8 protein-coding genes, 1 tRNA gene and 2 pseudogenes are annotated in these 12,921 nt (G+C 51.5%); 6 read left to right on the forward strand and 5 right to left on the reverse strand.

The window, feature by feature from the left end; translation table 11 throughout:
- Nucleotides 1-173 precede the first annotated feature (173 nt).
- The 5 genes and pseudogenes from V6607_RS01595 (at nt 174) to V6607_RS01615 (ending at nt 7,656) form a co-directional block, all read left to right on the forward strand.
- Nucleotides 174-365, forward strand: a complete 192-nt coding sequence (locus V6607_RS01595; protein ID WP_122509346.1) for a hypothetical protein — start codon at nt 174-176, stop codon at nt 363-365.
- On the forward strand, nt 365-3,787 hold the full coding sequence (locus V6607_RS01600) for a hypothetical protein (protein WP_338742991.1): 3,423 nt from the start codon (nt 365-367) through the stop codon (nt 3,785-3,787). Before V6607_RS01595 ends, V6607_RS01600 begins: the two co-directional genes overlap by 1 nt.
- 349 nt (nt 3,788-4,136) lie before the next feature.
- Nucleotides 4,137-4,693: pseudogene (locus V6607_RS01605) on the forward strand (recombinase family protein).
- A gap of 105 nt (nt 4,694-4,798) precedes the next feature.
- Nucleotides 4,799-6,955, forward strand: coding sequence for an AAA family ATPase (locus V6607_RS01610; RefSeq protein WP_338742992.1), 2,157 nt, complete (start codon nt 4,799-4,801; stop codon nt 6,953-6,955).
- A 185-nt stretch (nt 6,956-7,140) separates the two neighbouring features.
- The gene (locus V6607_RS01615) at nt 7,141-7,656 is read left to right on the forward strand and encodes a hypothetical protein (protein WP_338742993.1); all 516 of its coding nucleotides are present in this window, start codon (nt 7,141-7,143) and stop codon (nt 7,654-7,656) included.
- A gap of 256 nt (nt 7,657-7,912) precedes the next feature.
- Here V6607_RS01615 and V6607_RS01620 read toward each other — a convergent pair whose 3' ends face one another.
- The 4 genes from V6607_RS01620 to V6607_RS01635 all read right to left on the reverse strand — a co-directional run bounded on the left by V6607_RS01620 (nt 7,913) and on the right by V6607_RS01635 (nt 11,651).
- Nucleotides 7,913-8,188 carry a hypothetical protein gene (locus V6607_RS01620; protein ID WP_338742994.1) on the reverse strand — a complete coding sequence of 92 codons (276 nt, stop codon included), beginning with the start codon at nt 8,186-8,188 and terminating at the stop codon, nt 7,913-7,915.
- Complete coding sequence (locus V6607_RS01625) at nt 8,185-9,165, reverse strand: integrase domain-containing protein (RefSeq protein ID WP_338742995.1); 981 nt, start codon at nt 9,163-9,165, stop codon at nt 8,185-8,187. Before V6607_RS01625 ends, V6607_RS01620 begins: the two co-directional genes overlap by 4 nt.
- 928 nt (nt 9,166-10,093) lie before the next feature.
- Nucleotides 10,094-11,413, reverse strand: a complete 1,320-nt coding sequence (locus V6607_RS01630) for an integrase arm-type DNA-binding domain-containing protein (protein ID WP_338742996.1) — start codon at nt 11,411-11,413, stop codon at nt 10,094-10,096.
- 162 nt (nt 11,414-11,575) lie between these two features.
- Nucleotides 11,576-11,651, reverse strand: a tRNA-Thr gene (locus V6607_RS01635).
- A gap of 138 nt (nt 11,652-11,789) precedes the next feature.
- Here V6607_RS01635 and V6607_RS01640 point away from each other — a divergent pair.
- A pseudogene (locus tag V6607_RS01640) lies at nt 11,790-12,000 on the forward strand (hypothetical protein); the annotation flags it as partial.
- A gap of 138 nt (nt 12,001-12,138) precedes the next feature.
- Here V6607_RS01640 and V6607_RS01645 read toward each other — a convergent pair.
- Nucleotides 12,139-12,369 (reverse strand): DUF2790 domain-containing protein, encoded by a 231-nt coding sequence (locus V6607_RS01645; RefSeq protein WP_003218078.1) that lies wholly within the window; start codon nt 12,367-12,369, stop codon nt 12,139-12,141.
- Nucleotides 12,370-12,921 lie beyond the last annotated feature (552 nt).

Below are 12,921 nucleotides of genomic sequence, written 5' to 3' on the forward strand. Positions count from 1 at the left end.
GGAGTCACAACCTGTTGTGCGGAGGTAGTGCAGGTTGAGTGGCGTTAGCAAGGCTACTCAGCCTGAGACCAGCAATCGTGCAGGCTCGCGCAGCTACCAAGCGGTCACGAATGGCACATGGCTATTCCATGCGGTACGATTAAGATCCTAATAACGATTGGAGGCGCATTGGTATGAGTTTCTCCCTGGCTGAGAATCCCGAGTTGATCCTTGGGGGCGCAGTTGTGTTGTGCTTGGTGTTTTTCGTGACCTTTAAATTTGTATGGAAGCGAAATGTGAACGTGAAGGCAGACAACGGTTCTGCTGCGGTTAACGGAGAAAATTCCGGCAATATCACGATTAATCATCGGAACGAGAAACCGTAGTGAACCTAAGGGATATCTTTAACCGTCTGGCATGGAAGCCTAGCTCTACCAACGTCGTAGCGAAAAACTCCAGTGTTGCAATCAACGGGCCAAACAGTGCTCCGGTGATAATCAACGACGTTGAAACGATTACTGAGGCAGTTAGTAAGTCGAATGCGGCCCAATACGCAGCATTGGCACAAGGGGTCGCGGGAGAACTCCAGACGGAGTTTGATCGTCAAATTGATCACTATCGTGAGCAAATGAACTCGGGTGCTGTTAAGCACGCTCTAGAGTCATTTGAAAAGCTTCTGGTTGATCAAAAAAATAATTTAGGCGATGTTTTGCTGTTCCGGGTTAAGGCGAATATTGCACTCTGTCAATATCAGCTAGGGAATTTCGCTAAGGCTCCAACCCTTCTGCTCGAAGCTTGTACTTATGCGCCAGAAGACAAGCGGGCAATTGCGTTTAAGGCTCTGGCCTTTATTCTAAAGGAAGATTGTGATGCGGCTCTGGAGTATGGTTGCGATAAGATCCGCGAGTACCCAGATAACGAAATCTTAGCGGGCTTTATTTTACAAGCTGCTCGTATAAAATATCAGAATGAAAGCAGTTTTGTAGATCCATTTGAGCAGTTCGGCGAACGCCTCCGATTGAATCAGGGTGTTCGTATTGCGCATATCCACCTGTTGGCGTCGCAGCGAGTTGAAGGTTGGAGAGAGCTGGCTCACGAGTTTCTTAGGGAATACCCAGATGATGCGCAGGTCAAAAACCTGATCGCCATGGGCATCCTCCATTACTATGTGGATAATCGTCAAACGGCCAATGGCTTTACATTCACCCAAGAAGAGGTGAATGAATTGAAGAAGGCTGCTGATTATATATCCGCAGACTGGCAGGAATTTAAAGAAAGCGACAGGGTCGCGCATGCCAGCGACCTCCAGAATATTCAAAATCTACTGATTCTTTACAAGCTAACCAATAACGTAGATGCTCTAGTTAAAGAGTGCTCATACGTGTTGGCTGAACTGACAGATGATCAGCAGATTATCGAGACAACTGCTCAGAGTTTAATCGATCTCCAAGAGGTGGAGTTGTTCGAGCAGGCTGTATTAAAAGTAGCTGATCCGGTTAATGCAAAGAAGCTCCAATTTCTCAATAAAATGGCTAGGAAGGACTGGCAGAGCCTGAGCAAGGTCCAAGACTATAGCTTTGAAAAGTTCGATGAGAAATTTTCAACTCATGCCCGAGTGGCGGTGTACATAGCAAGAGCCTTTGTCGGCCAAGCTCGTGGTAAAGATCAACTGTCAGATCTTCTCACTAGCTGCGAACTGGACAGTCGGGGGCGGTTGCTCCTGTTTGAATTTTCTGCGGCAAGTCAAATTCTCTCAATCGCTAAAATGGCTCATGAGTATGGTTATGGCCGTGTGACAGAACGCACTGAGGGTATAGAGTTCTTTCACTACATGAAGCTTGTACGCTTCCTTATGCTGTGGCGAGAGATTGTGACGCGGCTTGAGCCGCATCCTGCTGCCAGTGAAAGTTATGAGCTGAAACACATGCTCGCGTTAGGTTTTCTCAATGAGCACCCGATAAGAGCAGAGGCCGTCGCTTTTTTTGAAAAACATATTACCCCGAATTCGCGTGGATTCGAGCTTCTGGCTGGCGCCTTTTACTACAAGCGTAATGACTTTGCGCGCGCCGTGCCTCTGGTTGAAAAATATCTAAGTGAAGGTGGAGAGGATTTATTCGCCTTTATTGTCCTATGTGATATTGCAAAATTAAGCCATGATGCAGTTGCATTAAAAAAGCTTTTTGATACGTATGACATTGATGCTTTGGATGGCACTCCTGAGCAGTTCATGCATGTCGCGAGGCTTCGCGCGTCAATCGGACAAGGAGAGAATGCCCTAGCAGAGGCCTATCAATTGTGGATCGAACATCCTGACTCCGCACCAGTGGCTCTGGGTTTTTTCGGCACTTTTATCATGGTCGAGAAGGATGCCATTTTAGGTGCCGTGACGGTTGTTTGTAACGGCTGCCACTACCGCCTTGTGCCGTCAGAGGGTAAGGCAATTGAGAAGACGGTTGAACCCGGCACTGAGGATCTTCTGGAGCTATCTCCAGAAAAGGTAGATTTTTACACTCAGCAGGTATGGGGGAAGGCCGTTGGCTACGAGTTTACCCAGCAAAAGCTGCAAGGCGACATTGTATGGAGGCTCGAAGAGGTAAAGCACCCTTATCTCCACGCCTTCCATGATGTGTGCCAGACATACGAAACCCGCTTCCCGACGGCGGGCGGATTGTGGTCTCTACAGGTAGAGAATAACAATATCGACTCGCTGCTTGCTCTCATTCAACGGCAAAATGACTGGGATGATGCGCTATTCGGTCAGATTCTTGAGAAGAGCATGCCTCTCGAAATTGCCTCGGGATTGAGCAAGAAGGGCATTTTTGATGTGTACGATCTTGTTCGATCTAGAAGTGGGATGATCAGCACCTGCGTAGGTACTAAAGAAGAACGACAGGGCGCGATGCAGTTAGTCGAGAGCTATCAGGGAAGACCCGCAGTTCTAGATACTTATACGGCGAAGGTTGTGGTTGAGCTTGGCATCCTGGATGCTCTTAAAAAGTTTTTCGGCAGTATTATCGTTTCGCAAAATACGTTGCAGACATTGCAGATGATGTCTGTGGATAAAGCGGATTTTCTTGGCGTCGTAGGGTCTGTTCATTCCGATTTGGTTCAGATTGTCACTAAGATTCAAGAAATTTGTGAGGTTGTTGAGCATAACTTTCCTATGAGTTTGGATGAATTGACGGACAAGCTGGTCGAAACGAACGCTGGGTCAATTTCTCCATATTTCATAGCCAAGGATCGAGGGGCTCTATTTATTTCTGAAGACTCCTACTCCAGAGGGTTTGCTGCTCACCTTTATAAAGTGACAGACGGAGCATGGCTTCAGGTCGTTATAAATGTGTTGGCGCAGCGCGGGGTAATCCCGCGAGACTTGTATGCCAGCTCTGTTCTAGGCGTTGCGGAGCGTAAGCACAAATTCGTATCTGTCGGTCCGATCCTTTTGGATTACGTATATCAGACTGATACGAGTGCTGATCTTTCTCAGATCTCAACCTTGTGTGGTTTTATTGGCGGGCCTGGTGCAGAGCTGGAGAGTCACTATCAGCTGATCCTCCAGTTCATATTGGCTCGGTGGGTGTTCGACTATAATCCCAGGTATGATCTGGCGGTTGAGAACATGCTGGCAATCAGTCATGGAGATGCATTTCCGTCTGCTAAGGCAATGAAAGCTACGGCGATGCTGCTAGAACGTCTGATCCTGATACCTGGCGGTAAAGGAAAACTGCTGGAACTCCGTGACCTTCCTGTGCTGAGGATTAGAAATTTCATCATTGGATGGTGGCAGGGACATTTCTACAAATGGTGATGGATGATAACAGCAACCAGATGGGCAAAAGCCGGAAACTCTTTGCACGATTTGTCTAAGCGTCGTACAGCTACCAGCTTCGCTGAAAATGCCCAGTGGGGGTTAGGCTTCCACTTCGTGCATGACGCATCGGGGTCGCATCCAGCCGCTCAGCCCCTCTGCGAAGGTTCATTTCTTCTCCTAGCTTGGTTAGTTGGTATCGTTCGAATAATGTTGATGGGCTTTGAGTGTTGCATATATTCAAAGTTATGCGACAGGGTTTAGATGTGTTTATATCAGTGGTCGTGGTGTCGCGTTAGTTTGTCGCAAATTATGTTAAGCTTGGAATATAATTTGCGACGGAATAATAATGAGCCACTTGATTGGTTACGCTCGCGTTTCTACGCGAGGCCAGAGTCTTGAACATCAGCATTCTCAGTTAGTTGAGCAGGCATGCGCTAGAATTTTTGAAGAGAAAGTGAGTGGTGCGAAAAGGGATCGGCCAGAGCCGACTCGGATGCTTGATCACCTCAGAGACGGAGATATCGTAATTGTGACGCGCCTCGACCGACTCGCTCGGTCTACATCGGATCTGCTCTCCATTGCGGAGTTGCTACGAGCCAGGGGTGCTGGGTTACGCTCGCTTGCGGAGCCATGGGCGGATACGACGACCCCGGCAGGTCGGATGATCTTGACTGTCTTCGCAGGAATTGCAGATTTCGAGCGGTCATTGATCGCAGAGCGCACCAGTGCTGGCAGGGAAGCTGCTAAATCCAGAGGGGTAAAATTCGGCCCCAAACACGCGCTCAGTCCCTCGCAGACCACGCACGCTCGTGAATTGCTGGAAGCAGGGCGTCCAGTGTCGGAAATTTCAAAGATCTTCGGGTACACAGAGCGACGGTTTACCGCGCCTTAGGCCGAGCCTAATGACATCAGCATGCCGATCACCGTGGCACGCTGCGCTTAGCTCACCTATGCTCCTCCTTGCCAACAGTGATGGCCCAAAGCCACCCAGCATTTAGGAGTAAGGTTGTGATCACGGAATTGAACATTGATGGCGTCACCAGTTACAGATCCAAATCCACACTGTCGCCCGCCAACAAGACGTCGCTTATCTATGGGCTCAATGGAGCAGGCAAGAGCACCATATCCGAATTTTTGTACAACCAGAGCGCGCCACGATTCGCTAAATGTAGCCTGAAAACTAGTCAGCCTTGCGAAATTTTGGTGTACAACCAGAGCTTTCTGAACGACTACTTCTACGTTGAGGATAATTTAAAAGGGATTTTTACTCTCTCCAAAGAGAACAAGGTTGCACTCCAACAAATTGAAGCTGAGACGAAGCAGCTGGATAAGCATCAGACGGCTCAGCAAGAGAATTTAAAACTTTCCACTGAAAACTCCACCAAGCTCGAACAGGAAAAGTCAAAAGCGAGTAGCAAAATCTGGGAAATTAAAACGAATTTCGCAGGCGGCGACCGAGTACTGGAGTTTTGTTTGGAAGGGTTGAAGAGGACAGAACTTCTTTTCCAGCACATCGTTGGCCTAACCATGCCGGAAGCCGCGCCTGGTTACACGGCTGATGATTTGAAGGCTGAGGCCACCTCAATCGAAGGCGAGGGCGCAGCTCCGCTCGCAAAGATTCCAACTCTTTCGGCTAGCTGGTTGACAATTGAGGAAGATGCACTGTGGTCCAAGATTATCGTTGGTAGTCAAGAGGGCTCTGTTGCCGAGTTCATCTCCAAGACTGGAAACTCTGACTGGGTAAAGCAAGGACTCCAGTACCTCTCAGAGGATGAGGAGCCTCAAGCTTGTCCGTTCTGCCAGCAAGAGACGGTCACTCAGAATATCATCGACTCAATCAGACAGGTTTTCGACGAGGCCTATGAGAAGGATGTCAATAATCTGGAGGCATATAAGACACGATATGAAGCGCTGACGTCTGGGCTGAATATACAGGACATTTCAAATTCTCCCCTCGCCAGCAAAGAGCTTGTAGATGCCTGGAGCATCGCATGCGAGGCTTTGAAAGCGTCAATCCGCGAAAACGTCCTTCACATTGGCAACAAGCTCAAAAGTCCAAGCACGGCGGTTGCTCTCACCAATACTCAGTCCGCCGTTGAAACAATCAATGACTTGATTAGCGGGCTGAACGAGTTGATCGAGGCGCATAACGACAAGTTAGCGAACAAGAAAAGGACTCGGGAAAACATCAAGACGCGTTTTTGGACTCTGATGAGGTGGGACTATGACCAGACGATTTCCGCCTACACTCACGCAGCCGCAGACCTTAAGGTCGAGGCCAGCGAGATAGGCGACCAGGCCACCAAGATAAGCGAAAACGTCGCGGCCTCTAACGGCAAGCTTGCTGCCCTTCGAAAGCAAACAGTCAACATTGAGGAGTCAATTGAGAATATCAATGCCGGGCTTCTGGAAATAGGCATTGATGGTTTTTCCGTTGTGTCATACGGTGAGAATTTCTACCGGGTGTCCAGGACTACTGACCAAGCGAATGCATTCCACTCATTGAGTGAAGGTGAGAAGACTGTTATTAGTTTTCTTTACTTTATTGAGCTGTGTAAAGGACAGAAAACTACCACGGCAGTGCCTCAAGCCAAAGTGGTTGTGATTGATGATCCAATCTCCAGTCTTTCGCATCTATACGTATTTAATATTGGGCAGTTGATTAAGAAATATTTAATCAATGACGATCTCTACAAGCAGATTTTTGTGCTCACTCATAGTCTGTATTTCTTCTATGAGTTAACACACACGAACCATAAGACGCGCGGCGAAACCCAGCATTTGTTCAGAGTCTTCAAAAATACAAACGGAAGCTCTGTGGTTACGATGAAGTATGAAGAGATTCAGAATGACTATCAGTCGTACTGGTCGATCATCAAGGACCAATCTTCGCCTCCTGCATTGATCGCTAACTGCATGCGGAATATCGTTGAATATTTCTTCAATTTTGTTCAGAAGAGGGACTTTAATAACGTATTCCAGAAGCCAGCGCTGTCGACTGATAAGTTTACGACGTTCTATCGGTACATGAATCGAGAGTCACACTCGTTGGGGCAGAATATTTTTGACATAAAAGAGTTCGACCATGAGGTGTTCAAGGACGGATTGAGGCTGATTTTTGAAGAGTGCGGATATTCGGAGCATTATCAGGCAATGAGTAAATAGAGCTTGAATGTCTGGAAGGTATTTCTGTGCCTGGACGGATCGTAGACCTACTGACGGTTCATTCCATAGAGATGCCTTCCAACCCCCATTACACTCTAATCCAGGGTACTGGCGTTACTCGTCAATGGCATGTGCTCATGCCTCTTTGATCCCGCCTCGTGGTGCTAGGCATCCAGGTTTTGCCAGTGTCGGAAATAGAAAACTTTCTGCTTCTTCCCGCCGTGTCACGCGCGATCCTTGAAATGAACGATATCGACGGGGCTAAGTTAGAAGAAAAGCTCTCCAATCTTAAGGCAGCAATTATCGCCGATGCTTCCGATCCAAAGAACGCGAGCGAGGTAGTCCTTGGATACTGTCGTCGGCGTATCGACAGGATGCTTAAGCAAATTGATTTATCTGCGGACAAGTCGATCACGGATTTAGCCGCCAGTTACGCTGCTCGTACGAGCGAACTTGATGTCGCCGCGCTAGCAACTGAAATGGAAACCAAAATAGCGGCGGCAATCGCGGCTGTTGATTTGGCCGCTCTACTCGCCATCTATGATCGAAAGAAGCCACTTTTAGCGCTGGCAGCGTCCCATTTACGCAATTGGAAAGTCGAGGTTTTCAGTGCATGGGTTGCGCGAACCGTTCAGAGTTCGCGCGACGATCGCCTTCGCAATGCAATTCGTTCAGTGATGCCGGAGATCACTACCGCTTAAAATCAAACACCTGGCCTCCGTGCCTCGGTAGCGCGAGGGAGTACTCATCCGGCAACTGGCTGCTTTGGCGGTTGCCGGATCTCTTGAAGCGTAAGTTTTTTGTCCGCCTGGACCATCCTTGTAAACAGACCCTCAGCGCTCTTGGATAGGTGGATGTTCATTTCACGTACCGTCCAGTTCTAGCGGTTTTTGCCGGTGCCGAGCGGCTGCAATTGGCCGAGTGCAGCCGGTCATGATTATCAGGATCAGATCCCCATCAGAGCTTGAAAACCCATGATGTTTCTAGACGTCGCGCTAGCAGCCGGACCGTCAGCACATAGTAATACTGCGTTGCCTGACTGTGTTCGCTCAAGCAATTCTCAAGAAACCACACCACATGCTTCTTTTGCCAAGTCCTAGGGTTTTCCCGGTGCCAGCGCTTTGCGATTGCAACCTGAATGATTTTTGCCTGGCGAACATGACGTTGCCGCGTTGCGTGCGATCCAATCAGCATGCCAGCCAAAAACAGTTCCATATCGAATGACTTACTCACGTCTGTCCTCCGATGTAGGCAGCGACCACATCGATCCGACCGTGCCCTAGCTCATAGCTGACTTGCTTCCGCGCTTCATGATCGAGGCGCTGATCCAGTTGGCAACATTTTCCGCCGTTGATAGGCGCGCGATGTAGGGTGATTTGCTCGTAGCGCTCACATGCGTACGCCGCTCGTAGCTCGTGGAAGCCTTTGAGCTTGTGGGTATGAATGGTGTCGCGTGCAGGACGGACGATTTCCTGCAGAATGGTCGCGTAGCTTTCGCTCGGAGCAATCAAGTTCCGGCTACCAGCAGGCGACACCTGCTTCGCAAACTCAAGCGCGCCACGAATATGGTCGTCCACTTCAATCCAGCGATGTGCTGATGCACCGGCGCGGCCGCCTTTGGTGCCGTCCTGAATGTTGATCTTGGCTAAGCTTTCAGCCTCGCGGCTCAACCGGGGCAGGTCAGCCAAGATGGCCTCACGCAAACGCATACCGGTGGTTCTTGCCAGCTGCACGATCGCCGCGGCCCGGAGATGTTGACGGCTGCAAAGCGCCTCGACTATTCGCTGTATGTGTTCGCGATCTTGGCCCTGCGGCACCGATTGCCGAACCCCGGTGCGCTGCACACCCAACGCCTTGCTCGGGCTTGGTACTTTCACATACCGATCACCGCGAAGCGCTGCCATGGTCCTATTAACGCTGGATAGCCGGTTTTGCGCGGTGCTGATAGCTAGGTTGCCGTGCTCAACAAGGCCGCGAAGGTATGCGGCATAGTTCGACAACACCTGGCAGTTGATCTGCCGCGCATCGTTGACCCCGGGCCCCGCTTCAGACCGGCACCACTTTACGAATGCCCGCCACCGGTCACTATGCGCCTTGAGCGTGCCGTAGTGGCCGCTGCCAAACATGTCTTTCAGCGCCTGCGGCCCCGCGTAGCTCAATTGTCTGCCGTAGCCGAAATTACGACCATCGCGTCTACCCACTAATGCCATGTCGTACACCTCCTACCCGTTTCTCCAGTTCTGCCCCACGTCATCCCGCCAAGAATGCTGAGTGTTATCAAGGATCAAGGCCCCTGCGGCCTGTGGGGATGTCCTCTAACGCGGGACTGGCGGCTCCTTACGTCCGGGAGCATGGGCATCTCATGATCTGTCCTCCTGAGCACCGTTACCGGTGGGCGGGTGGAGGCTGCGATGGCTGACGAAACCAGCGCCGCGAGATCCTGAGTCGGGTGAAGGCAGCTATGCGGTGACCGGGGCATGCCTGGCTGTCAGCCAGGTGCAGTCCAATCCATGGTCTGCGGCACCATCATCTACATCGCTGTTGCTAGTGACTTCGGGGTTTGTCACGCCGATTGTCACGAAGAGGGTTGCGGCAAAGCCACGTTCTATATGGGCTGCAGCAGTGGTAGGAGCGCCCGTCTCTTTCCTGGAGAAAGAGACGGGCAAAGGGTTGGCGCACACGAAATGGCCAAGCGGGTAGGTTGCTGCTGGGCAGGAGGGTAGGGTGATTGCCGCAGTGGCAACGATGTTAAGTAGGCATCCATCACATGGGTAGTGACCGTACGAGCTACCGGACGCGAATCGTACTTGGGATGAACCGCCTCACGAGGGGCGTGACCTTTCAGGTTTCCGGGCCACATTTTGCTGCCTCGGCAGCGCTTGCAATTCCGGTTTACGCCTGTGGACAAAAGTCGTCAAGCGTCCTGAATTCGGATAATTAGCGCCTGTGGATAAAACTATCCCCCGGTGGACAATGGTGGTTTTCCACAGACGTTCAGCTGTGCCAGCCGTTTTTTCCAACGTTCGGTCCTTTTAAACGGGGCGGCTTTGCAGCCCCGTTTAAAAGGACCCGCGCGGAGGAGCTTCATGCGGTGCGGCGAGTAACTTCAAAGCGGGTTTGTAGCGGTGGGGCGGCGGGCTACTCGGCCCACCTGGCACTGCGAATTCGCGTGACGTTCTCGCCAGACTGCTTGGCAAATTCATGCGGCGTCACATGGTCCTCGCGGTTCGCCTCCAGAAACCGGCTCCACCAAGTCATGATCATCCGCCGCTCCTCAAGGAACTCGGCCTTGTGGATATACGCGGCGCGCACATTGTTGCGCTCCTTATGGCTCATCTGCCGCTCGATTGCCGTCTCTGACCACAACCCGGACTCGATCAGTGCGCTACACGCCATGGCGCGAAAGCCGTGGCCGCAGATGTCCGCCCTGGTGTCATAGCCCATCGTCCTCAATGCAGCATTCACCGTGTTTTCGGACATCGGTTTCCACGGCTTGGCGTCTCCGGCAAACACCAGGTCGAATTTGCCGGTGATCTTGTGGATCTGCTCCAGCAGGGTCACCGCGTGCGGGGATAAGGGTACGAGGTGAATGTCTCCGGCCATTTTTGTACCCCGTGTGGAAAAGGGTACGCCGTCCAACGCTGGGCGGGTGTCGGGTATCTCCCAGATACCGCGCTGGAGGTCAAACTCGTTCCAGCGAGCGAAGCGCAATTCACTGGAGCGCACGAACACGTGCAAGGAGAGCATCACCGTCAGCCGCGTGAGGGCCCTGCCGCGATAGGTGTCTATGAGTTCCAGCAGTTCTGGCAGGCGAGCCAGTGGCAGTGCGGGCCTGTGTTTCACGCGGGGGGCCTTTATTGACCCTTCGAGATCGTGCGCTGGGTTCTGGGTAATCAGCCGGAGCCGTTTGGCTTCCCGCATGATGCTCTGGAGGTAGTTTTGTACCCTTAAGGCAACGTCGATCGTGCCGCGCTTCTTGATGGCCTCAAGCGGCGTCATCAAGTCATGGGTATCCAGTTCGACGATGGCTCGGGCGCCAATCAAGGGGAAGACGTGAGTCTTGAGCCGGCTCAGTACGGTTTTGGAGTGCCCGGGCGCCCACTTGGCAGACATTTCCTTGTGCCAGTCCAACGCTACTTCTTCGAATGTGCGGCCGTTGATAGCAGCCGTGGTCTTGGCGTCACGCTTTGACTCAATGGGATCAATACCATTCGCCAGCTGCCTTTTCGCCTCGAGCCGTTTCCGTCGTGCATCGGCGAGGGTTATCACCGGGTAGTTGCCGAAAGAGGTCAGGCCCTCTCGCCCGTCTGGCTTTACATAGCGAAGACGCCAGCCTTTGCGGCCATTGGGTTGAACGAGGAGGTAGAGCCCGTCGCCATCGAAGAGCTTGTAGGCGCGGTCTGTAGGCTTTGCCGAGCGGCAAGCAGTGTCGGTAAGAGGTGCGGTTGTACGCGACATAAGGGTACTCCCTATTATCGAATTGAAACCTACCCTAATCTTTACCCTTAAAAGCGCTGGCTGCCACCGGAATCCGACGGAACGCCAAAACGAAAAAACCCGCCAGAAGGCGGGTTTTTCGGGGGTTCCAAAGATTTTGAAAGCCTTCTCTGGAACCTTGTATGGTGCCGGCACCAGGAGTCGAACCCGGGACCTACTGATTACAAGTCAGTTGCTCTACCAACTGAGCTATACCGGCGTGTTAGGGCGACGATTATAGCGATTGGCAAGCATCTGTAAACCCCTGAATTCTGACTATTTTTGCAACCGACCGGGTTTTCTCTGCGCGGCCTCGTTTCAACCACCCCAGCCCCGCCAATCCCATGCGCTGGATCACTGGAAAGGCCTGCGTGCAGAAAGCGGCAAGTGCCAGTTCCTGTCCTGGAACAATAACCTCAAGCCCGGCGGCCGCTTCACCATCACGTTTTTCCGCGATGCGCAGCAAACCCAGCCGATTCAAACCGAGAACGGCACCTGGTGTGGCGGCGGACCCGACTGGCGATTGCCAGGCGGATTATGAGTTCACCGAGCACCGTATTCGCGGTTAAAGCCATTTAGCTTCAGATGAGGTTTTGTGGCGAGGGAGCTTGCTCCCGCTGGGCTGCGCAGCAGGCCCAAAACAGTGGGAGCGCTGCGCACTCCAGCGGGAGCAAGCTCCCTCGCCACAGGTTTTGCTGTTCACCGTGTTAGCTGCCTTCGTTACACGAATCGGCAAATTTCTTGTACTCAAACACCCGCTTCTGCCCATGGGAATCCAGGTAGGTCATCCGCGCATTCACCACGCCACACGCCGCGCCTCCATCGTCCACGGTCGACAGTACCTGCTGTACATCCAGCTTGGGGCTGGCCTGGGCCGAAAAGGCGGCAACGTTGAGCAAGGCAAACAAGCTGCTGGCGATGAGGGTGTTGCGGTTCATGGTGGTGTCCTCTGAGGTTCAATAGGGTGTGTGTTGCGTTGGAGCCTATTGAGCGCCCGGGAGGTATCCGGCCTGTGTCATGCACCCCGGCGTTTTGCCTCGGCATGTGTTGAGAAGGGGATTGCATACAACTTGATACAGAAACTTATCCATTAGAGGTATTAGTGCCTCAGGGTCTTTCTCTTAGATGTTTTCGACATAACGGTCATCGTTTTTTCCTTGAATAAGGTGGGTCTTACCGTATTCTGTTTCGAAATATTAAACGTCATATAAATAGCGGAATCGTTTAACCCGGTTTACGGAACGTTGGCGGTTAATTACTAAGTTGTAATTTGATTCGTCAGCTAAGCAATTTTTCCTGACCAGGCGGCCAGAAAAACTGTTAGAAGCCTCCGCAAGCTTCTGATCTGAAAGAAATTGATAAAAATTCGCCAAATAAGTCAAAAATACGGCACTAAGCCGCTCGTCGGAAAGAATTCATCAAAAAGCATCAAAATACTGACACCATCAATCTGATATCACAGAATGCCGCCAGCCAACACATAACTAGAA

It is taken from the genome of Pseudomonas sp. KK18 (assembly GCF_037094675.1).
In the GTDB taxonomy this organism is placed as follows: domain Bacteria; phylum Pseudomonadota; class Gammaproteobacteria; order Pseudomonadales; family Pseudomonadaceae; genus Aquipseudomonas.